This is a genomic window from Streptomyces orinoci (assembly GCF_003121295.1).
Taxonomy (GTDB): domain Bacteria; phylum Actinomycetota; class Actinomycetes; order Streptomycetales; family Streptomycetaceae; genus Streptomyces; species Streptomyces orinoci.
The window spans coordinates 576,832-597,204 of sequence record NZ_PHNC01000029.1; the positions used below are offsets into that span (position 1 = coordinate 576,832).

19 protein-coding genes and 2 tRNA genes are annotated in these 20,373 nt (G+C 69.0%); 8 read left to right on the plus strand and 13 right to left on the minus strand.

Annotation, left to right across the window (positions count from 1 at the left end; all coding sequences use genetic code 11):
• Positions 1-45: 45 nt before the first annotated feature.
• The 3 genes from CV755_RS17430 (at position 46) to CV755_RS17440 (ending at position 2,963) form a co-directional block, all read left to right on the plus strand.
• Positions 46-1,014: a hypothetical protein gene (locus CV755_RS17430; RefSeq protein ID WP_109281144.1), complete on the plus strand. Its 969-nt coding sequence runs from the start codon at positions 46-48 to the stop codon at positions 1,012-1,014.
• 37 nt (positions 1,015-1,051) lie between these two features.
• Positions 1,052-2,032, plus strand: a complete 981-nt coding sequence (locus CV755_RS34705) for a hypothetical protein (protein WP_109281145.1) — start codon at positions 1,052-1,054, stop codon at positions 2,030-2,032.
• 118 nt (positions 2,033-2,150) lie between these two features.
• A complete protein-coding gene (locus tag CV755_RS17440; RefSeq protein ID WP_109281146.1) occupies positions 2,151-2,963 on the plus strand; it encodes an alpha/beta hydrolase in 813 nt (270 codons plus the stop codon).
• Here CV755_RS17440 and CV755_RS17445 read toward each other — a convergent pair.
• Complete coding sequence (locus CV755_RS17445) at positions 2,960-4,276, minus strand: NsdA family TPR-like regulatory protein (RefSeq protein ID WP_109281933.1); 1,317 nt, start codon at positions 4,274-4,276, stop codon at positions 2,960-2,962. The two genes, CV755_RS17440 and CV755_RS17445, sit on opposite strands and share 4 nt — an antisense overlap.
• 186 nt (positions 4,277-4,462) lie before the next feature.
• Here CV755_RS17445 and CV755_RS17450 point away from each other — a divergent pair, with 186 nt between their 5' ends.
• Entirely contained in the window at positions 4,463-4,849 is a 387-nt protein-coding gene (locus tag CV755_RS17450; RefSeq protein ID WP_109281147.1) for a DUF6415 family natural product biosynthesis protein, read from the plus strand.
• Between the two features lie 26 nt (positions 4,850-4,875).
• Here CV755_RS17450 and CV755_RS17455 read toward each other — a convergent pair whose 3' ends face one another.
• Complete coding sequence (locus CV755_RS17455) at positions 4,876-5,286, minus strand: VOC family protein (protein ID WP_109281148.1); 411 nt, start codon at positions 5,284-5,286, stop codon at positions 4,876-4,878.
• An 828-nt stretch (positions 5,287-6,114) separates the two neighbouring features.
• On the opposite strand from CV755_RS17455, the gene CV755_RS17465 reads away from it, so the two are divergent.
• On the plus strand, positions 6,115-7,140 hold the full coding sequence (locus CV755_RS17465; RefSeq protein WP_241561262.1) for a hypothetical protein: 1,026 nt from the start codon (positions 6,115-6,117) through the stop codon (positions 7,138-7,140).
• A gap of 79 nt (positions 7,141-7,219) precedes the next feature.
• Here the strand turns inward: CV755_RS17465 and CV755_RS17470 are convergent, their stop codons facing one another.
• From CV755_RS17470 to CV755_RS17495, 6 genes are all read right to left on the minus strand, one after another.
• Complete coding sequence (locus CV755_RS17470) at positions 7,220-8,368, minus strand: NucA/NucB deoxyribonuclease domain-containing protein (protein ID WP_153068688.1); 1,149 nt, start codon at positions 8,366-8,368, stop codon at positions 7,220-7,222.
• 228 nt (positions 8,369-8,596) lie between these two features.
• Positions 8,597-9,883 (minus strand): ATP-dependent Clp protease ATP-binding subunit ClpX, encoded by a 1,287-nt coding sequence (clpX, locus tag CV755_RS17475; protein WP_109281150.1) that lies wholly within the window; start codon positions 9,881-9,883, stop codon positions 8,597-8,599.
• A 162-nt stretch (positions 9,884-10,045) separates the two neighbouring features.
• Complete coding sequence (locus CV755_RS17480; RefSeq protein ID WP_277751825.1) at positions 10,046-10,726, minus strand: ATP-dependent Clp protease proteolytic subunit; 681 nt, start codon at positions 10,724-10,726, stop codon at positions 10,046-10,048.
• A gap of 53 nt (positions 10,727-10,779) precedes the next feature.
• Positions 10,780-11,385: an ATP-dependent Clp protease proteolytic subunit gene (locus tag CV755_RS17485; protein WP_109281935.1), complete on the minus strand. Its 606-nt coding sequence runs from the start codon at positions 11,383-11,385 to the stop codon at positions 10,780-10,782.
• 291 nt (positions 11,386-11,676) lie between these two features.
• Entirely contained in the window at positions 11,677-13,044 is a 1,368-nt protein-coding gene (gene tig / locus CV755_RS17490; RefSeq protein ID WP_109281152.1) for a trigger factor, read from the minus strand.
• Positions 13,045-13,177: 133 nt separating this feature from the next.
• Positions 13,178-13,254, minus strand: a tRNA-Pro gene (locus CV755_RS17495).
• A 154-nt stretch (positions 13,255-13,408) separates the two neighbouring features.
• On the opposite strand from CV755_RS17495, the gene CV755_RS17500 reads away from it, so the two are divergent.
• Positions 13,409-13,482: transfer RNA gene (locus CV755_RS17500), tRNA-Gly, on the plus strand.
• Between the two features lie 76 nt (positions 13,483-13,558).
• Here CV755_RS17500 and CV755_RS17505 read toward each other — a convergent pair.
• Positions 13,559-13,753 (minus strand): hypothetical protein, encoded by a 195-nt coding sequence (locus CV755_RS17505; protein ID WP_109281153.1) that lies wholly within the window; start codon positions 13,751-13,753, stop codon positions 13,559-13,561.
• A gap of 216 nt (positions 13,754-13,969) precedes the next feature.
• Here CV755_RS17505 and CV755_RS17510 point away from each other — a divergent pair, with 216 nt between their 5' ends.
• A complete protein-coding gene (locus CV755_RS17510) occupies positions 13,970-15,061 on the plus strand; it encodes an acyltransferase family protein (protein ID WP_422070558.1) in 1,092 nt (363 codons plus the stop codon).
• A gap of 7 nt (positions 15,062-15,068) precedes the next feature.
• On the opposite strand, the gene pdxR is transcribed toward CV755_RS17510, so the two are convergent.
• On the minus strand, positions 15,069-16,592 hold the full coding sequence (gene pdxR / locus CV755_RS17515) for a MocR-like pyridoxine biosynthesis transcription factor PdxR (RefSeq protein WP_109281936.1): 1,524 nt from the start codon (positions 16,590-16,592) through the stop codon (positions 15,069-15,071).
• Here pdxR and CV755_RS17520 point away from each other — a divergent pair.
• Entirely contained in the window at positions 16,591-17,487 is an 897-nt protein-coding gene (locus CV755_RS17520; protein WP_109281154.1) for a methyltransferase domain-containing protein, read from the plus strand. The two genes, pdxR and CV755_RS17520, sit on opposite strands and share 2 nt — an antisense overlap.
• Here CV755_RS17520 and CV755_RS17525 read toward each other — a convergent pair.
• The 3 genes from CV755_RS17525 to CV755_RS17535 form a co-directional block, all read right to left on the minus strand.
• Positions 17,447-18,583 (minus strand): PP2C family protein-serine/threonine phosphatase, encoded by a 1,137-nt coding sequence (locus CV755_RS17525; protein ID WP_109281155.1) that lies wholly within the window; start codon positions 18,581-18,583, stop codon positions 17,447-17,449. The two genes, CV755_RS17520 and CV755_RS17525, sit on opposite strands and share 41 nt — an antisense overlap.
• Before the next feature lie 306 nt (positions 18,584-18,889).
• Entirely contained in the window at positions 18,890-19,702 is an 813-nt protein-coding gene (locus CV755_RS17530) for an Fpg/Nei family DNA glycosylase (protein WP_109281156.1), read from the minus strand.
• A 70-nt stretch (positions 19,703-19,772) separates the two neighbouring features.
• Positions 19,773-20,261, minus strand: coding sequence for a ribose-5-phosphate isomerase (locus CV755_RS17535; protein ID WP_109281157.1), 489 nt, complete (start codon positions 20,259-20,261; stop codon positions 19,773-19,775).
• Between the last annotated feature and the right edge of the window lie 112 nt (positions 20,262-20,373).

A 20,373-nucleotide genomic window follows, 5' to 3' on the forward strand; every position in this document is an offset into this window, starting at 1 on the left:
ACAGCGCCGCTCCCCACAGCGAACCAAAGAGAGACAGCACCCACCATGAGCTTCAACCAGCCGGGCCCCTACGGCCAGCCGCCGCAGCCGCCCCAGGGCCCCACTCCCTACGGCCAGGGCGGCGCCCCCGGCCAGCCCGGCTATGGCTACCCGCCCGTCGGCGCCCCGCCGGTGGGCCAGCCGAACCCCTACGGCGCTCCGCCCCAGCAAGCCCCCTACGGCCAGCCGCCGGCCGCCCCCTACGGCGCCCCGCCCCAGCCGGGCCCCTACGGCCAGCCGGGCATGCCCGGCGCCTACCCGCCCCCGCCGGTTCCGCCGCAGAACGGCGGCGGCAAGGGCAAGACGGTCGGCATCGTCATCGGCGCGGTGGTCCTGGTGGGCGCCATCGCGGGCGGCGCCTTCGTCTTCCTCAAGGGCGGGGGCGGCAGCGACGGGAAGGTGAAGCCTTACACCATCGTGCTGCCGGACACGCTGCTGGACGGGAAGTACACCAAGGACGCCGGCAGCGACAAGTCGCGGTCCGTGGCGGGCGATTCCGACACTGTGAAGCACGGCATCAAGAACGGTACAAGCGTTTTCGCCGGGTACACGAGCAGCGCCGACAAACTCAAGCTGAGCGTCGCGGGCGTCTACGGTGAGCTGTCCGACCCGAAGAAGACGGTCGATGACATGATCGCTGACATCGATAAGAAGCAGCAGTCCGCCACCGCCACCGGGGCGAAGATCGAAACCGTCACGCCGTGGACCGAGTTCCACCCCGGCGGATTCGACGGCGCGGTGATGAAGTGCAGGCTGCAGAAGGTGACCATCACCGTCATGAGCACCTCCGCCGAAACCCAGAACAGCTCCTGCATCTGGGCCGACTCCAGCGCCTTGGCGATCGTCCAGCACCAAGCCTCCAAGAGCAACTCGCCGCTGGGCGCCTCCACCTCCTCCACCGCCGACGCCATGTCCGCCAAGGACCTCGCCGACGCGACCGCAAAAATCCGCACCGCCGTCCGCAAGGACAAGTAGCAACCACCCCAAAGCAATTGGCCCGGAGGGACGACACATGAGCCAGGACCAGCCCAACCCGTACAGCCAGCCGGGCCAGCCCAACCCCTACGCCCAGCCGGGCCAGCCGGGCCAGCAACCCAACCCTTACGGCCAGCCCCCACAGCCGGGCCAGCCCCCGCAGCCCAACCCCTACGGGCAGGGCGGCAACCCCGGCTACGGCTACCCCCAGGCGGGCCAGCCGCCCCAGCCCAACCCCTACGGGCAGCCGGGCCAGCCGCCTCAGCAGCCCGCCCCCTACGGGGCGTACCCCCAGCAGCCCCAGGGCGCACCGGGGATGTACCCGCCCCCGCCCATGCCTCCGCAGCCCGGCAGCAAGCGCACCGGCAGGACGATCGGCATAGCCATCGGCGCGCTGGTGGTCGTGGGCGCCATAGTCGGCGGCGTCCTCTACTTCACCGGAGGCGGCGGCTCCAACTCCGTTGCGGACGACGGCAAGCGCTACAAGCTCACCACCCCCGACACGGTGGCCGGCGACTTCACCAAGGACGCCGCCCAAAGCGACGACTCCCCCTTCAGCTCCTCCGACAAGGCCGATTTCGAGAAGCTGGGCGTCAAGAACCCCCAACAAGTCAGCGCCACCTATAAGTCAGGCGCGGCTCTGACCATGAAGCAGCTGCATTTCGGCGGAATGTGGGGCGACATCAAGGACCCCCAGGCGGTGGTCGATGGCATGTTCAAGATGATGTCCGAGAAGTCGAAGGACGGAAAACTGATCGGCTCCCCGCAGAAGATGTCACCCAGCGGCCTCGACAACGCGGTCATGAAGTGCCAGTACATCCAGGCGAACGACGACTCCGCCCCGGCCCCCATGAAGAACGCCAAGATGCCGCTGTGCATTTGGGGCGACCACAGCACCGTGGGCCTCACCTTGTATGTGGATGCCGCCACCATGCTCGCGGGCAAGGACACCCCCATCGACCAGGCCGCCGACGCCTCCGCCAAGCTGCGCCACGACGCACGCGTCGAGGTCAAGTAGCGCGGGCCGGCCACGCAGTGGAAACCGGGCCACCGGACCTGTTCGCCGACGGCCCGGCCGGTGTCCAGTCCACCAGCAACCCCCGTGCTGACGACCGCCAACCACTACCATCCGGACCATGGTTGAGCAAGAGACGGCATTCCGATCGCTGGACGGGACCGCTCTGGCGGGCACGATGACTCTCCCCAACGGCCCCACCAACGGGTTGGCCGTACTGGTGCACGGCGCCGGTGTGACGCGCGAGGAAGGCGGGTTCTTCTCCCGGCTCGCAACCGGCTTGGCGTCATCCGGCCTCAAAACTCTTCGGTTTGACCTGCGCGCTCATGGAGTCAGCGGCGGTCGGCCGGAAGAAGTGACGATCTCCGGAGTCGCCAACGACATCAGGGCCGCCTGTGATCACCTACGGAGCGCCAGCGAAATCGACGTCCCCGTACATGTCATCGCCGCCTCGTTCTCCGGAGGCGCGGCCGCACTGCACGCGGCGTTCCGACCACAAGACGTCAAACGGTTGGTTCTGCTCAATCCCCGACTCGATTACCGCGAGCGGTACATCACCAGCCGTTTGCACTTCAATGGCGACTACATCTCCGCGAAGGGCGCCAAGGCGCTCGACGAACAGAACTTCACCGAGCGCAGCCCGTTCGAGCTGGGCCGGGCGCTGCTCAACGAGGTTTTCTACCTGGACCCCGAGGCTTACCTCGGCAGGGTCCGGGCCCCAGCGCTGCTGGTCCACGGAACGAAGGACACCTTTGTCCCGGTCGAGTCCTCCCGGAAGTACGTGAACGCCTTCGGCGGCCCAGCCGAATTGATGGAACTCGAAGGCGCCCAGCACGGATTCGCGGTGCACGAGGACCCTCAGTACCTTCAACCCCAGTCGCGGGCCTGGCAGGCCGAGGTCATCAAGCGGGTGAGGGCGTTCCTCACGGACTAGCCGGGCAAAGCTGTAAAAGCTCGCCGCAGCTCCCTGACCGCCGGTCGCCTGGCCTGCGGCCGAAGTAGCGCAATTGTGCGGCGAAGCTCACCCAGGGCCTGCCCAAAGCCAGGTGCGGCGGCGAGCCGGAGAACCTTCATGCCGACGGCGGCGGCCTCATCGGGTGCTCCGGCGGCGGCCAGCGCACCAGCCAGATGGGCGGTAAAGAAAGCCCTGTCCCTGGGCGCGAAACCGCCCCCGGCGAGACATTGGCGCAGCAGGGTTACGGCCAGTTCAGGCCGCCCGATTTCCCGGTGGCAGATCGCGCTCTGCGCCGTCAGCCTGTCGGCGTTGTAAGCAGCGCACAATGGCCCGGTGCAAGTGGCTGGTTGTGCGGGTGGGGCATCGGCAAGGGCGTCCTCGGCTTGATCAAGAGTACGTGCCACCACATCCGGTGCAGCCCCGGTGAAAGCCATGGCTCGGGCCTGCTGCTGAAGCGCTTCGGCCTTGGCACGCGGTGGCAGGGTCCACGGTCCATGGACGGCGGCTTGTGCCAGATCACACATACGGGAGGCGTCATCGCGCTCAGTGGCCTGTGCCTTGCGCAGCAGGACATAGGCGTGCATTGCACCGTCTCCGCTGAGGGTTGCCCATTCGACAGCCCGATCGTGGAAGAAAGCGGTGGTCTGCGGCGGCGCACCGGCGTCACGGTGAAGCCAGGCAGTGAATTCCGCGGCCCGAGCGCCGACCATGAGCAGTTCTCGACGCACTGCGGGGGCGGCGTCGCGGGCAAGGGTGTCGATGGCACCAAGGATGCCCAGGGCTGCGGGAAGCGCCTGGCGTGGTCCGGCCCGGCCGTCCGCCCTGGCAGCCTCGTCCAAAGCCGCGCGCAGATAGCTGACGACGTGTTGGTCCGAATAGCGACGGGCTCTGGTGAGTGCGGCTGCTAGGTGATCCGTGGCAGCCGCATCGAGCACTGGCGTGACACCGGCCAGAACTCCGCCGAGGAACCTTCGTCGGAGCACGGGGTTCTCCAGGTCGTCGCAAGCCGGATCGATCGCCTCGGGTTGGGTTGAGTGAGGCTGAGGCGGCAAGAAACCCAGCTGCTCCAGCGGAACGTCACCGAACATCGAACGCAGGACCCGGCGGGCAACGCGGTTCGGCCAGCCCGGTGTTGAGGACTCCCACCTACGTACCTGCCGGACTGTGATCGTCGCCGACTCGCCCAGCCGTCGAGCGTGCTGAGCGTATGCCTCGGCGAGGTCGGCTTGCGTATGCCAACCCCGCCCCAGGCGAGCGGCGATGAACCTGGTGTTGCCCTGACTGCGGGACATGAACACCCCTAGCGACCTGCCACTTACGGAACGTGGAGGACAGACGGTACCGTGCGCGGTCGCGATACGGCGATGTGTCCTCCGATATGACCTCGATACCGCTCCACAGACGCGATGGACTCAGCTCAGCGAAGCCCCGGCTCGACAGCCGGCTTCCCAGCAAACGTTCCGCGCCAGGAGTTCGCCATGCGTCCCGACCACCGAAGCCAACCACTGCCACCCACCCCCCTGATGAACGGCGACAACACCCCCCTCGACCTGGTCACCATCCGCGCCACCATCCGCCGCGCCCTCCAGGAGCGCATCACACCCCCGCCCGCCCGCGAGGTCGATGAACTCATCCGCGCCCTCCGAGAACATCTGGAGCGCATGCTCGCCGAAGCCGCGTCCCGGGCCACCGAAGTACCGCCCGGCACCGTGGCCCGGGACCGCTGGGACGCGCTCATCGGGCACGTACGCTTCGACCTCGACTTCGGCGCGGGCGAGGAACGCCCCATCCGCTGCGCCGCCCGCGCCTATATGCAGATCCTCGCCCGCGACGCCCGCTTCCTGGCCGACTGCCTGGACGAGTGAGCTCCGGGCAGCCGGCCGCAGCGGCGTCAGGGACGGACGTAAGTCCGCGTCAGCATCTCCATGTTGTGCCCATCCGGGTCACAGAAGTACGCACCCCGGCCCCCGAAGAGATCATTGGTACGCCCGGGCTCCGTGTGCCGGGGATCCGCGAAATACGCAACCCCGTGCTCCTCCAGCCACGCGATCCCCGCATCGAACCGCTCCTCCGGCACCAGAAACGCATAGTGCTGCGACTGGATGGGCTCATCGCGCTTCTCGTAGTAGTCCAGGGTCACACCATTGCCCAACTCAACGGGCAGGAACGGCCCGAACCGGCTGCCGACCGTCAGCCCCAGCACTCCGGCGATGAACTCCGCCGAGGCCTGCTGGTCGCTGGCATAGATGGCGATGTGGTCCAGCTGAACGACCGTGCTGGACGTCGTCTCGTACTGCTGCATCTGCGCTGATTCTCCTGGGTCTGTTGAAGTCAACTGATCACTGAGGAAAGACGCAGCAGAACGGCGGGCTTCTCGCCCGCCCCGGCCTCAAAGCGAGGCCGGGTACCCGACTCGTGAATGGCCCATGGCCGACCCGGCAGTCACGATCGCGATCCTACGGGCGCCCGGCGAGGACGAGCAACCAAAGAAGCCGCCAAAGGGGCAACCGAAGGAGCAACTACCCACCCAGCACCCGCACATCCGCGAATGCCGCGCCCGCCGGCTGCCCGCACACCTTCCCCGCCGTCTCCCCCGCGAAGCTGAACCCCCCGGCCGGCTACGGCCGTCCGCCGCGCACCGCACATGGGTGCGGACGACCCAGGTCGCCCCGGCGCAGCACATCACCCCGCATCTCCCGCCCCGGCCGGGCCGGATCCGGTGCGGCGGTGGTGCCATGTGCGTAGAGGGAGGGACACGGGTGTACCAGGACGCGGCCGGTGAGCCGCCAGGGGCAGCGGCCTGACGCCGCGTACCGGCGCGGTGAGCCGGATCTCGGCCAAGTCGTGGGCAGCGGCGGGCAGTTCCACCCGTGAGGGGTCCACCGGCGAGGGCAGCAGCTTGTAGCGGCGGTCCGGCCGCCCCCAGCACACAGGCCATGGCGGCCCCCAGCACCCACACCTCATCCTCCGGGCTACCCGGGGCCAAGGACGTTCCGTGTCGGGAAACCTTTGCCGCCGAGGGCCAACCGGCAAAGGTTTCCCGCCAAGGTTGATGACGCAACAAAGCCCCCGCCCCGCCCCGGAGAAGCCATCGGGGAGCCATCGGGGAGCCATCGGAGAGGATGGTCCGATGCGCGGCGCGCTGCATTCGCTTGAGCGCGAACTCCACACACCCAAGGGGGACTCCACACACATGGGCTTCAACCAGCCGGGCCCATACGGCCAGCAGCCACCGCAACCGCCCCAGCAGCCCAACCCCTATGCCCAGGGCGGCCCGCCTCCCCAGCCCCCGTACGGCCCGCCTCCCCAGCAGCCCAGCCCCTACGGGCCCTACGGGCAGCAGCCGGGGGTGCCCAACCCGTACTACCCGCCGATGCCCCCGCAGCAGCCCCAACAGAGCGGCTCACGCACCGGCAAGGCGGTGGCCGTGGGCATTGGCGCGGTGGTCCTGGTCGGGGCGCTGATCGGGGGTGCGGTCCTCGTACTTGGCGGCAAGGACTCCGGGGCGTCCGGCAAGCACGGCGAGAACGGCAAGGGGGGCAAGCACGCCGCGGCCGAGGGCGGGCAGCCCACGCCCACGCCCACCGTCACCTCGGACGGCAACTCCGGTACAGGCAAGCGCTACAAGCTCACCAATCCCGACACGCTGGCCGTGGAGTTCCACAAGCTCAACGACCGGGGGTCCAAGGACTTCGACTCCGGGGACAAGGCCGACTTCGAGACCATGGGCGTGCACAACCCGGACGGGACCAGCGCCGACTACCGGGCCGGCGTGGCCGGCAGCAGCGGCCAGAAGCAGCTCCACTTCATTGGCGTCTGGGGCGAGATCAAGGACCCGGGAAAGGTGGTGGACAATGTGCTCGGTTCGCTGCAGCGGCGGCTCGGCGACGGCAAGGGCCAACTGGTGGGCAGCTCCCAGAAGTTCACCCCGAGCGGGCTGGATGACGACGCCGTTGTGAAGTGCCAGTACTACAGGCTTCCGCTGGACAGCAAGGACTACAAGATCCCCCTCTGTGTGTGGGCCGACCACAGCACCACCGGCGTGACCATGCTCACCGAGAGCGCTTCCCTGCTCGCGGGCCAGGACACTCCCCTGGACCATGGCGCCGACGTGGCCGCAAAGATCCGGCACGACGCCCGGGTCGAGATCCACTGAGCCAAGGTGCCGGGGAGTCCGGACCCTTCCCAGAGCTCCCCCGGGACCTTCCCAGGAGCTCCCCGGCGCACCCGTCCCGCTAAGCGCCCACGTTCACATAGAAGTTGTCGCCGGGGAGGATGTGGTAGGCATCGTAGAAGTTCTTGAGGATGGCGCCCTGCGCATTGTTCTCCGAGAGCGGCACCCATTTGATGGCGCGGTTCGGCGGGGCGTAGGCCGTGCCGCCCTGGGTGGTCGAGGCGAAGGGGTACTCATCGCAGGACGGCTGGGTGCCCTTGTCCTTGGGGTTGACCTTCCACCAGATGTCACCGGGCCCGGGCTTGACGTTGGGGCCGCAGACGGCGTTGCGGTTGGCGTTCTTCTGGGCCTCGGTGGCGCGGGTCAGCGGAATGCTGGAGCCGGGCTTGCCAATGTGCAGGCCGGCCCGCTGAACGCCTCGGATGCTGTCCACGATGCCGGGCAGGGAGGCCATCTTCGACTGGCCCTTGTCGGAGTCGACCACCACACGCCGGGGGTCGGAGTAGACGCATCCCGGGGCGCTGCCCACATAGTCACAGCGCCATGCGGACCCCGAGGTCATGCTGCCCGCGCTGAAGGTGTCCCCGGGCTTGTAGTAGGTCAGGCCGTAGACGGTGCGGCCGGTGATCTGCTGGTCCTTGGCGACCGAGGCGCTGTAAGTGAAGGAGCCGGAGTACGAGTTGGAGCCCAGGTAGAACGGCGCCTTCAGCGCCCCGCCCGGTGTCGAATGGCAGGAGGTGCCGCAGGCGGAGAGGAGGGTGGCACGGATTCCCACGCCCTCCCCCCAGGTGGCGGCGGGGCCGACGGTGACCTTTTCCGTCCAGGTGGTGGAGCGGAGTTCCAGGCTGGTCTCGTGGTAGGTGTGGAACCGCGCCTGCCCGACCAGGACTTTCTCGGGGCTCCACACCGAGACGGTGACCAGGCCCCGCTCGCAGAGATGTGTGCGGAGAAAGGCATTGGTCATGGGGTTGGGTATGTCGGTACAGAACCCGGGCGGGTCGCCGGGTATCCCTGCCAGACGTGAGTTCGCTTCCGCCGCGCGGGAGTTGTGGAGCGTGGGCTTCTCGGCCGCTCTCAGATCGGTTTTGACCGTGAGTCTGTAGCGTGCCGGTGCCGGCTTGGCCGCCGCCTGCGCCATGCCCGTACCGGACACCAGGAGCGCCAGCGCCGCCCCGGAGGCCATCACGGCGCGTCTTGTCGTTCCCTTCACGATGGGCTTCTCCCAATCGCCGCCGCGCGTCCATCAGGGCCCCTTGCCCATGCCGGGGCGGCAGGCTGGGGCGAAGCTAGGGCAGCCGGTCGTCAACGGCTTTCAAAGAGCGGTGGATTGGCGGGTTCGGGTCCCGGTATGGCCGATTCCGGGAAGTGGCCCTTGGCGCAAACGTCAAAGGCGCCCGGCACTGCATCGGCCGGGCGCCCTCCCTGAAACAGCGGAGCGCTACGCGCTCTTCTCGTGCCGCTCACCCGGCTCCGTGCCCCGAGTCCTCGGCACCAGCGTGGGGTTGACATTGGACTGCACCACATCGGCGGTGATGACCACCCGGGCCACATCCTTACGGGAAGGCACCTCGTACATCACGGACATCAGCACCTCCTCCATGATGGCGCGCAGCCCGCGCGCACCCGTGCCGCGCAGAATGGCCTGATCCGCGATGGCCTCCAGCGCGGGACGGTCGAAGTCCAGCTCCACACCGTCGAGTTCGAAGAGCCGCTGATACTGCTTCACCAGGGCGTTGCGCGGCTCGACCAGGATCTGGAGGAGCGCGGCGCGGTCCAGGTTGTGGACCGAGGTAATCACCGGCAGGCGGCCGATGAACTCGGGAATCATCCCGAACTTCACCAGGTCCTCCGGCATGACCTCCTGGAACTGGTCGCTGGCCTCGATCTCCCGCTTGGAGCGGATGGTGGCGCCGAAACCGATGCCCTTGGCGCCGGCCCGGGCCTCGATGATCTTCTCCAGACCGGAGAAGGCACCACCCACGATGAACAGCACATTGGTGGTGTCGATTTGGATGAATTCCTGGTGCGGGTGCTTGCGGCCGCCCTGCGGCGGCACGGAGGCGGTGGTGCCTTCCAGAATCTTCAGCAGGGCCTGCTGAACGCCCTCACCGGAGACGTCCCGGGTGATCGACGGATTTTCGCTCTTTCGGGCGACCTTGTCGATCTCGTCGATGTAGATGATGCCGGTCTCGGCCTTCTTGACGTCATAGTCGGCGGCCTGGATCAGCTTCAGCAGGATGTTCTCGACGTCCTCGCCGACATAACCCGCCTCGGTCAGCGCGGTGGCGTCCGCGATGGCGAAGGGCACATTGAGCATCCGGGCCAGCGTCTGCGCGAGCAGCGTCTTGCCGGAGCCGGTGGGGCCCAGCAACAGGATGTTGGACTTGGCGAGTTCAATGCCGTCGTCGCGGTTGTGCGCACCGGTCTCGCCGGCCTGCACCCGCTTGTAGTGGTTGTAGACGGCGACGGACAGGGCCTTCTTGGCGGCCTCCTGGCCGACGACATAGCCCTCGAGGAATTCGTAGATCTCACGGGGCTTGGGGAGTTCCTCCCAGCGCACCTCGGAGGTCTCCGCGAGTTCTTCCTCGATGATCTCGTTGCAGAGATCGATGCACTCGTCGCAGATGTACACACCAGGACCCGCGATGAGCTTCTTCACCTGCTTCTGGCTCTTGCCGCAGAACGAGCACTTGAGCAGATCGCCGCCGTCACCGATGCGTGCCACGAGGTGCTTCCCCTTCGCCTGGGATCCGCCTTGTTCTGCGAACCCGAGTGCTTGTCTATCGACGGTACCTTGCCGGGCCCCCCGTGCGGGCCCCCCTTGTACCTACTCGGGCCAAGGGGGGTACCGGCGGCACTGTGTCCGAGAATGAATCCCCGGCGGGATTCAGACCGACACGGACGACTTTCGCGTGGACACGATCTGATCGACCAGGCCGTAGGCGAGCGCGTCCTCGGCGGTCAGGATCTTGTCGCGCTCGATGTCGTCGCGGATCTTCTCAATGGGCTGGGTGGAGTGCTTGGCCAGCATCTCCTCCAGCTGGGTGCGCATCCGCAGGATCTCCTGCGCGGCGATCTCCAGGTCGGAGAGCTGCTCGCGGCCGGTCTGGCTGGACGGCTGGTGGATCAGCACCCGGGCATTGGGCAGCGCCATCCGCTTGCCGGGGGTGCCGGCGGCCAGCAGGATGGCCGCGGCGGAGGCCGCCTGGCCCATACAGACCGTCTGGATGTCGGGCTTCACAAACTGCATGGTGTCGTAGATCGCGGTCAGCGCGGTGAACGAGCCGCCCGGCGAGTTGATGTAGATCGAGATGTCCCGGTCCGGGTCCATCGACTCCAGGCAGAGCAGCTGCGCCATGACGTCATTGGCGGAGGCGTCGTCGATCTGGACGCCGAGGAAGATCACGCGCTCTTCGAAGAGCTTGGCGTAGGGGTCGTACTCACGGACGCCCTGGGAGGTGCGCTCCACAAAGCGCGGGACCACATAGCGCGCTTCGGCCTGCGGGCCGGTGTAGAGGCCACTGAGGCCGCTGGCGGCGGAGAAGTTGTTCATGCGGGTGTTCACCATCCTGATGGCGATCGGTGGGCTGGGATGACGGCTGTGGAGCGGTGTGCCGGGGGTCAGGCCCCGGTGCCGCCGCCGCCCGGAACGCCGGAGGCGTGGGTGATGATCTCGTCGATGATCCCGTACGCCTTGGCCTCCTCCGCGGTGAACCAGCGGTCGCGGTCACCGTCGCGGATGATCGTCTCGACGGTCTGGCCGGTGTGCTCGGCGGTGATCTCCGCCATCCGCTTCTTGGTGCGGAGCAGCTGCTCGGCCTGGATCTTGATGTCCGAGGCGGTGCCGCCGAGGCCGGCGGAGCCCTGGTGCATGAGGATGTCGGTGTTCGGCAGGGCGAAGCGCTTGCCCGCGGTGCCGCCGGTCAGCAGGAACTGGCCCATCGAGGCGGCGAGGCCCATGCCGATGGTGACCACGTCGTTCGGGATGTACTGCATGGTGTCGTAGACCGCCATGCCGGCCGTCACCGAGCCGCCGGGGCTGTTGATGTAGAGGTAGATGTCCTTGTCCGGGTCCGCGGCCAGGAGCAGCATCTGCGCCGTGATCTTGTTGGCGATGTCATCGTCCACCTGCTGGCCGAGGAAGATGATCCGCTCGTCGAGCAGTCGGCTGTAGACCTGGTCGCCGAGGCCACCACCGATGGAAGGTCCGCCGGCGGCGGAAGGCATCAGATTCGTCACGTGATCCACCTGCTCGTCTCTGACGGCAACGGGCCGTCTCCGCGTCTTCACTCGCGGGCCGGGGTTCGCATGGGCCGGTACGGTTCCGGCGCGCTCCAAGTCTTCCCCTGCCCTCGTATCTACGGACCCTAACGCGCTGGTCGGCGGGCGCCATCCCGCATTCGGAACTGTTCGCTCTGAGCGCAGGTTCGGTTGGGCCCGCGGTGCGCGTACGGGCCCGGCCGCGGCCCCGTGACAGGGGTGCGACCGGGCCCGTACCAGCGACTACCGGGTGAGGGCTCAGGCCTCGGTGGAGGTCTCCGCCTCGGCGGAGGTCCCGGCCTCGGTCTCCTCGTCCTCGTCGTCCAGGTTGACGACCTCGCCGTTGGAGTCCTTGACGGTGGCGGCCTCGACCACGGTGGCCAGCGCCTTGCCGCGGGCGACCTCGCCGACCAGCATCGGGACCTGGCCGCCCTCGACGACCGCCTGGGCGAACTGGTCGGGGGACATGCCGGAGGACTGGGCGCGGCGCATCAGGTGCTCGGTGAGCTCGTCCTGGGCGACCGACAGCTTCTCCTTGTTGACGATCTCGTCCAGGATGAACTGGGTCTTGATGCCCTTCTCGGCCTGCTCCTTGAGCTCGGCGTCGAACTCCTCGGCGGACTTGCCCTGGATCTCCAGGTACTTCTCCAGGGTCAGGCCCATCTGCCCGAGCTGGTGGTGCTCCAGGTTGTGCTTGCGGGTGTTGACCTCGTCCTCGAGCAGCTTCTCCGGCATCGGGACCTCGACCAGCTTCAGCAGCTCGTCCAGGACCTTCTCCTGAGCCTGGGTGGCCTGGTCGAACTTCTTCATCCGGGCCAGCCGCTCACGGCTGTCCGCCTTGAGCTCCTCCAGGGTGTCGAACTCGCTGGCCAGCTGGGCGAACTCGTCGTCCAGGGCGGGCAGTTCACGGGTCTTGACCGCGGTGACGTCCACCTTGATCTCGGCCTCCTTGCCCTCGGCGGAACCGCCCTTGAGCTCGGAGGTGAAGGTGGCGGAGCCGCCGGCCTCCAGACCGGTGACGGCCTCGTCGATGCCGTCCAGCAGCTCGCCGGAGCCGATGGTGTAGTCGATGCCCTTGGCGACGCCGTCGGCCAGCACCTCGCCATCGACCTTGGCCTCGAGGTCCACGGTGACGATGTCGCCCTCGGCGGCGGCGCGCTCGACCGGGGTGGTGGTGGCGAAGCGCTCACGCAGCTGCTCGACGGACTTCTCGACGTCCTCGTCGGTGACCTCGACGGCGTCAACGGTGACCTCGATGCCGGAGTAGTCCGGGATCTCCAGGGCCGGACGGACGTCCACCTCGGCGGTGAAGGCCAGCAGCTCGCCGTCCTTCAGCTCGGTGATGTCCACCTCGGGCTGGCCCAGCGGGTTGAGCTCACCCTCGTTGACGGCCTCGGTGTAGAACTTCGGGAGCGCGTCGTTGACGGCCTCCTCCAGCACGGCGCCACGGCCGAAGCGCTGGTCGATCACGCGGGCGGGGATCTTGCCCTTGCGGAAGCCCTTCACCGTGACCTGCTGGTTGATCTTCTTGTACGCCGCGTCGAGGCTGGGCTTGAGCTCCTCGAAGGGCACCTCGACAGTGAGCCGAACCCGGGTCGGGTTCAGGGTCTCCACGGCGCTCTTCACGGTTCGGTCTCCTTGGGGCTGACTTCTGGGTTTCTGCTGAGGTCCTCAGCGGATCGCGCCCGGTAGAGAGACACACAGACGCGCAGCTTGCATAGTAACCGCACGCACGATGAGGCCCACAAGGTGATCTTGCTGGTCGGGGTGGCCGGATTCGAACCGACGACCTTCCGCTCCCAAAGCGGACGCGCTACCAAGCTGCGCCACACCCCGTCGGTGCGAGAGGTAGGGTACATGTCCGCGCGGGGCCCGGATGCCCGAACGGCCCAGGAGCCGGGATGGTGCGCGGGGGGTGTGCGGTGAGGCCGCCGGACCCGCTACGATGCACGTCAGTGCCGCGCACCCCACAGGGGTTCGAACGGTGCACGCGGGCGTAGCTCAATGGTAGAGCCCCAGTCTTCCAAACTGGCTACGCGGGTTCGATTCCCGTCGCCCGCTCCAGTACGCCTCCGGCTCCGGCCGGAGGCGTTTCGTTTCCTCGCATCGTTTCTTCGCGAGGGCCGCCTCCGGGGCGGCCTCAGATCTTGACGTTCTGGATGGTCCGGGCGATCGAGTCCAGGAAGTTGTGGATCGACGGGGCCAGGCCGCTGGAGGCCAGGAAGAAGCCGAAGAGCATCGCGATGAGCGCCGGGAAGCCGCTGATCTTCCCGTTGCGGGTCATCACCACGAGGATGATCCCCAGCAGCAACACCGTGGACAGTGAGATGGCCACAACTGATCACACCCTCGGTCAAAAGCACCTGCCCGGCCCACCGCGGGCCCCCTCGGCACTTATGGTGCCACCAACTCGCCCTATGTAGGGGCGCAGTGACGATTCATCGAGCAGGTGCTCCGGTCAACAAAGGATCGATTTCGGCCGCTGAGGCGGAAGTCCGTTGCCGGGCAGGCGATTTGGGTGGACTTCTGCCCCGCCACTAAGGTGCCTGGGGTGTCCCCCACCACCAAGGCGCAGACCGCGCCGTCCGTGCCGTCCCAGGTATCCGGCGGCGGCCGGCCCCGGGGCGAAGGCGCCGCCGGGCAGCGCGATCCCTTCTTCGACAACGCCAAGTACCTGGCGATCGTGCTGGTCGCGCTCGGCCACTCCTGGGAGCCGCTGACCGACAGCAGCCGGGCGGCGATGGCGCTCTACCTCACCGTCTACGCCTTCCATATGCCGGCCTTCATCCTGATCTCCGGCTACTTCTCCCGCGGCTTCGACCTCGGCCCGGCCAAGCTCAAGCGCTTGGTCAGCGGGGTGCTGGTGCCGTATTTGATCTTCCAGGTGCTCTATGTCGGTTTTCAGCGGTGGCTGGAACCCGACGCCCGGCCGGACGCCTTCTCGCTGCTCAATCCCTGGTACCTCAACTGGTTCCTGGCGGCGCTGTTCCTATGGCGGCTGACCACGCCCATCTGGCAGCTTGTGCGTTGGCCGGTGGCGGTGTCCTTCCTGGTCGCGGTGGTGGCCTCGGCCACCCGGGAGGTGGGCAGTGATTTCGATCTCATGCGGGTGCTGCAGTTCCTGCCGTTCTTTGTGATCGGCCTCCAACTGCGGCCGGAGCACTTTGCGCTGGTCCGCCGGCGGTGGGTGCGGATCGCGGCGGTGCCGGTGTTCGCGGCCGCGCTGTTGGCCGCGTACTGGCTGGCGCCCCGTCTGGACAGCGGCTGGCTGTACCACAACTCCTGTGTCCAGGACCTGCACCGGCCCGCCTGGACGGCCCCGTTCAGCACCCTGGCGCTGTTCCTGGCCGCCGCGGTGCTCATCATCGCCTTCCTGGCCTGGGTGCCCCGCCGCCGGACCTGGTTCACCGCGCTGGGTGCGGGCACGCTCTACGGCTATCTGCTGCACGGCTTCGTGATCAAGATCTCCCGCTGGTACGAGTGGTACGACGCGGCCGCCTGGATCCGCCGCCCGCTGGGCGAACTCCTGGTCACCCTGCTGGGTATCGCGATGATCACAGCGCTGTGCAGCGCGCCGGTACGGCGGGTGTTCCGTCCCCTGATGGAGCCGCGGATGAACTGGGCGTTCCGCAAGGTCACCTGACCACCGCTCACAAAGCCCGTAGGGCGCGGCCGATGTGGGCCACCCCTTCGGTGATGGCGGTGGAGGGGGTGGCGGCATAGCCCAGCACCAGCCCCGGCGGGCCGGGGCGCTGCCGGTGCCAGGACAGCGGCTGCACCTTCACTCCCCGCTCCAGCGCGGCGGCGGCCAGCTCGGTGTCGCAGAAGCCCGCCGCGAAGGTGACCGTCAGATGCAGCCCGGCCGCCGCGCCCTGTACCACGGCGCCGGGCAGCGACTTGGCTACCGCCCGCACCATGGCGTCGCGCCGGGCACGGTGGCGGCGGCGCAGCAGACGTGATTGCCGTTCCAGTTCACCGGATTCCATCAGATGGGCCAGCACCAGCTGGGGCAGTGCGGCATTGCCCAGGTCGGTGCACCGCTTGGCCTCGATGACGGCGTCCCGATGGGCGGACGGCACCAGCAACCAGCCGGTGCGCAGAGCGGGGGCCAGCAGCTTGGAGACGCTGCCCGTGTAACAGACCCGCTCCGCCAGCATCGACCGCAGCGCGGGGACCGGGGGCCGGTCATAGCGGTGCTCGGCGTCATAGTCGTCCTCGATCACCAGCCCGCCCTCCGCCGCCCAGCCCAGCAGCGCCCGGCGCCGCTCGCCGCCCAGCACCACCCCGCTGGGGAACTGGTGAGCCGGGGTGAGCAGAACGGCCGGGGCGCCGCAGGCCCGTAGCGCGGCCACATCCACGCCTTGTTCGTCCACGGCGACCGGTGGGGTGTCCATCCCCCAGTGGGCCAGGTGCTGACGGGCGCCCATCGAGCCCGGGTCCTCTACGGCCACCTGCCGGATGCCGTCCGCCGAGAGAGCCTGGGCCAGCAGTCCCAGGGCCTGTGCGGTGCCGGCGGTGATCAGCACCTGGTCCGGGCCGGCCCGGAAGCCCCGGTAGCGGGCCAGCCGGTCGGCGACCGCCCGGCGCAGTTCCACGGCGCCCCGGGGATCGGCGTAGCCGAAGGCGCAGGGGGTGAGTCCGGCGAGCACCGCGCGTTCGGCGCGCAGCCAGGCCGCCCTGGGGAACGCGGCCACATCCGGCAGTCCGGGCGAGAGGTCGATCCGGGCCGGTGCGGTGCGCAGCACATCGAAGGCGTCCGTGCCAGGGGTCGCCGGGAACGGCGAACGGGCCCCCACTGCCGGGTGGTTGGGCGTCGGGGGCGCGGGTGCGGTCAGGGGTGCGGCGACCACAATCGTGCCCCCACGGCCGCGTCCGGCGATCTGCCCGTCCTCCCCGAGCCGCCGGTACGCCTCGGTCACCACGCCCCGGGAGACCCGGAGTTCGGCAGCGAGCACCCGGGTGGCGGGCAGCCTGCTGCCCACCGGGAGCCGACCGTCGGTGATCGCCTGGCGCAGCCGGGCGGCCAGCCAGTCGGTCCGGCCGCCGGGCGGCGCCTGGCCGATGTCCAGCTGAAGGAAGTCGGCGCCGGCGGTTGCGGATCCGCTTATGGACCCGTTGGCATGCGCTCCATTGGATCTGTCCACCGGGCCATTCTGCCGACACGCTGGGATCATGAACACGGGATATGTACACGGGTATTCGGCCGTCGAGGCGCGACGGCTGGACGACCAGGCGGGTGTGCTGGCCGATCTGCTGCACTCGGACACGGCCTTCGCGCCGGGCAGCCGGGTATTGGAGGTGGGCTGCGGGGTCGGCGCCCAGACGGTGCGGCTCGCCCAGGCCGGGCAGGGGGTGCGGATCACCGCCGTGGACTCCTCGGCCCGTTCCCTGGAGCTGGCCCGGGAGCGGGTGGCGGCCGAGGTGCCCGGTGCCCAGGTGGAGTGGCTCCAGGCCGACCTGCACCAACTCCCGCTCGCCGAGGGCTGCTTCGATCACCTCTTCATCTGCTTCGTCCTGGAGCACCTGCCGGACCCGCTGGCCGCCCTGACCGCGCTGCGGCGGCTGCTGCGCCCCGGCGGCTCGGTCACCGTGATCGAGGGTGACCACGGTTCGGCCGTCTTCCACCCCGACAGCCGCTATGCGCGGGCCGCCATCGGCCATCAGGTCCGGCTGCAGTCCGCGCACGGCGGGGATGCCCTGATCGGCCGCCGGCTGGGACCGCTGCTGCGCGAGGCCGGCTACCGGCGGGTGGTGGTCACTCCGCGCACGGTCTACGCGGACGACGGGCGCCCCGCACTGGCCAGGGGCTTCACCCGGAACACCTTTGTCGCCATGATCGAAGCCGTCCGGGAGAAGGCCCTGGCGGCGGGCCTGACCACGGCCGCCGACTGGGACCGGGGGATCGCGGACCTGCGCCGTACGGCAAGGCCCGGGGGCACGTTCCACTACACGTTCTTCAAGGGCACGGCGGTCCGTCAGGTGGTGTCCGGCGGTCTCGGCCAATGCCACCGGCCGGCCGCCCAGCCGCTCAGTCGCGGCAGATCAGCAGCAGCGCCCGGTCGTCGTTGACGTCCTTGGCGACCGCCTCGATCAGATGCCAGGCGGCGCCCGCGAAGCCGGAGGAGACATAGCGGTCGGCCGCGCCGGTGAGCCGGTCCATGCCCTCGGTGAGTTCGCGTTCCGCGGTCTCCACCAGGCCGTCGGTGAACAGCATCAGCACATCGCCGCGCCGCAGCGTGCCCTTGACCGAGTCGAACTGGGCGCCGTCATAGACGCCGAGCAGCGGACCCTCGGCGGACTTCTCCTCCCAGCGGCCGGTCCCGGCGCACAGATGGAGGCCGGGCACATGCCCGGCGGAGAAGAGTTCGTAGTCGCCGCTGTCCAGGTCCAGCACCAGGTGGACGGAGGTGGCGAAGCCCTCGTCCCAGTCCTGGCGGAGCAGATAGCCATTGGCGGCGGGCAGGAAGGCATGCGGCGGCAGCGAGCCCAGGAGGCCGCCAAAGGCGCCGGAGAGCAGCAGGGCGCGGGAGGCGGCGTCCATGCCCTTGCCGGAGACATCGGTGAGGACGACCTCCAGGGTGCGGCCGCCATTGGTACGGGCGCCGACCACGAAGTCGCCGGAGAAGGACTGGCCGCCGGCCGGGCGCAGCGCCATCTCCCGGTGCCAGCCGCGCGGCAGTTTGGGCAGCTTGCTCTGGACGCGGATGCGTTCGCGCAGGTCGAAGAGCATGGTGCCGCCGCGCCGCCAGGGCACTCCGACCCGGCTGCGGAACTGGGCGATCAGCAGGCCGAAGAAGCCCACCGCGGCCACCACCAGGATGGTGCCGGGGGTGACCCGGTCGGCGCCGTAGGCATAGGGGTCCAGGACGGCGGACTCCACGATCAGCGCGGTGGCGGCGGTGGCGTAGAGGCCGAGCAGGCTGGCCGGGCGGAGCAGCAGTCCGCCGGCCACGATGGGCAGCACCAGGGCGGCAGGGGCGCACCATTCGGGCTGGGCAATGGTGCCCAGGGCCAGGGCCGGGACGGAGAGCAGCAGGGCGGTGAGGGCCAGCCAGTCGGAGCCGTCGCCGCGGAAGTAGTCCACGCCGGACTTGCGCACACTGGTGCGGACCCGGTGCAGTGCTTTGCGCATCCGGGCCGTCGGGGTCTCCGCACCGCCAGTCATTGCTTCGGGACCTTATCCACCCATTCGGCGGTGCGTCGATTCACGCCGCGCCGACACGACAGCCTGGGCGCGGCCGGCCGGACGCCCCGGAAGCAACCCTATGCGAAAGTCGTTCGGCCGCACGGGTATACGGCGCTTGGCATGGGTTTCGGCGGGTGGCCGGCGTGGCAACGGCGCGCCGTCCAGGGCGTGAACGCCGGGGAGGGCGCGCGGGGGCGCTCGTGGAAGCCCGGGGAAGCGCGGGATGAGCGGGGGCGGGGTACGCGCGCCGGTGGCCACCCTCCCGGTGCCCACCGGGCCCTGTTCTCAATGGCGTTGGCAGTCCGGGCACCAGAAGAGGTTGCGGGCGGCCAGTCCTGCGGTGCGGATCTCGCCGCCGCAGATATGGCAGTGCTGTCCGGCGCGGCGGTAGACGTACACCTCGCCGCCGTGGTCGTCCACCCGGGGCGGGCGGCCCATGGCCTCGGGGGTGTGCTCGGGACGTACCGTGTCGATCCGGTTGTTGCGTACGCCCTCGCGCATCAGCGCCACCAAGTCGGCCCAGATCACGTCGAATTCGGACCGGGTGAGATCGCGTCCCGTTCGGTATGGATCGATGCCATGCCGGAAGAGGACCTCGGCGCGATAGACATTGCCCACTCCGGCGATCACCTTCTGGTCCATCAACAGCGCGGCGATGCTGCTGCGGCTGCGGGATATCCGGGCGAAGGCGGGGGCGGGATCCGCGTCCGGGCGGAGCGGGTCCGGTCCCAGACGGTCGTGTATCGCCTGCTTCTCCTCATCGGTGATCAGCGCACAGGCGGTGGGACCGCGGAGGTCGGCATGGGCTTCGGGGGTGGCCAGGCGCAGCCGCACGGTGTCGGTGGGCGGCGGGACGGGGGCCCGGCCCAGGGTGTACTTGCCGAACAGGCCCAGGTGGACATGGATCCAGCCGGTCGGCCGGAAGTCCAGGAACAGGTGCTTGCCATGAGCCTCGGCGCCGGCCAGCGGCTGTCCGTCCACCAGGGCGGCGCCATCGGCGAACTTCCCCTGCGGGCTGGTGACCCGCAGTGGCCGGCCGGCCGGGAAGAGGGCGCGATGGTCCGCGGCGAGGCGGTGAATGGTGTGCCCTTCGGGCAAGGGGATGCCTCCGATGCGTCGGCCCGCGGCCGGGGCTGGGCCACCGGGACCGCGGGCCGTCCGGGCTGGGTCAGCCCTGCTGCGGGTGGTGGGCCGGGATCGGGGGGAGCTCGCCGGTGGTCTCGTAACGGCTGAGCATCTCGATACGGCGGGTGTGACGCTCGTCACCGGAGTAGGGGGTGGTGAGGAAGATCTCCACAAACTTCACCGCCTCCTCCTGGGAGTGCATCCGGGCGCCGACCGAGATCACATTGGCGTTGTTGTGCTCCCGGCCCAGCGCCGCCGTCTGCTCGCTCCAGGCCAGGGCCGCCCGGACGCCCTTGACCTTGTTGGCGGCGATCTGCTCGCCGTTCCCGGAGCCGCCGATCACAATGCCCAGGCTCTCCGGGTCGGCGGCGGTCCGCTCCGCGGCGCGGAGGCAGAAGGGGGGGTAATCGTCCTGGGCGTCGTAGATGTGGGGCCCGCAGTCCACCGGCTCATGGCCATGGGCCTTGAGCCATTCGACGAGGTGGTTCTTGAGTTCGTAACCGGCATGGTCGGAGCCGAGGTACACGCGCATGCGTGCAGTCTGACATGCCCGGGCAGCCGTCACTCTCCAGGGACGAGTGCGCACACTCGGTGAAGACAACGATACGGATTCGGGTCTTCCGAAATACCGCCCGGGAAAGTTC

Coding starts and splice junctions, on each gene's coding strand:
- pdxR (WP_109281936.1), bottom strand. CDS start 16,592: ATGATCCCAGCGTGTCGGCAGAATGGCCCGGTGGACAGATCCAATGGA.
- CV755_RS17455 (WP_109281148.1), bottom strand. CDS start 5,286: ATGCAGCAGTACGAGACGACGTCCAGCACGGTCGTTCAGCTGGACCAC.
- CV755_RS17525 (WP_109281155.1), bottom strand. CDS start 18,583: ATGACTGGCGGTGCGGAGACCCCGACGGCCCGGATGCGCAAAGCACTG.
- CV755_RS17430 (WP_109281144.1), top strand. CDS start 46: ATGAGCTTCAACCAGCCGGGCCCCTACGGCCAGCCGCCGCAGCCGCCC.
- CV755_RS34705 (WP_109281145.1), top strand. CDS start 1,052: ATGAGCCAGGACCAGCCCAACCCGTACAGCCAGCCGGGCCAGCCCAAC.
- CV755_RS17520 (WP_109281154.1), top strand. CDS start 16,591: ATGAACACGGGATATGTACACGGGTATTCGGCCGTCGAGGCGCGACGG.
- CV755_RS17440 (WP_109281146.1), top strand. CDS start 2,151: ATGGTTGAGCAAGAGACGGCATTCCGATCGCTGGACGGGACCGCTCTG.
- CV755_RS17450 (WP_109281147.1), top strand. CDS start 4,463: ATGCGTCCCGACCACCGAAGCCAACCACTGCCACCCACCCCCCTGATG.
- CV755_RS17465 (WP_241561262.1), top strand. CDS start 6,115: ATGCGCGGCGCGCTGCATTCGCTTGAGCGCGAACTCCACACACCCAAG.
- CV755_RS17480 (WP_277751825.1), bottom strand. CDS start 10,726: ATGGTGAACACCCGCATGAACAACTTCTCCGCCGCCAGCGGCCTCAGT.
- CV755_RS17485 (WP_109281935.1), bottom strand. CDS start 11,385: ATGCCTTCCGCCGCCGGCGGACCTTCCATCGGTGGTGGCCTCGGCGAC.
- CV755_RS17445 (WP_109281933.1), bottom strand. CDS start 4,276: ATGTCCCGCAGTCAGGGCAACACCAGGTTCATCGCCGCTCGCCTGGGG.
- CV755_RS17535 (WP_109281157.1), bottom strand. CDS start 20,261: ATGCGCGTGTACCTCGGCTCCGACCATGCCGGTTACGAACTCAAGAAC.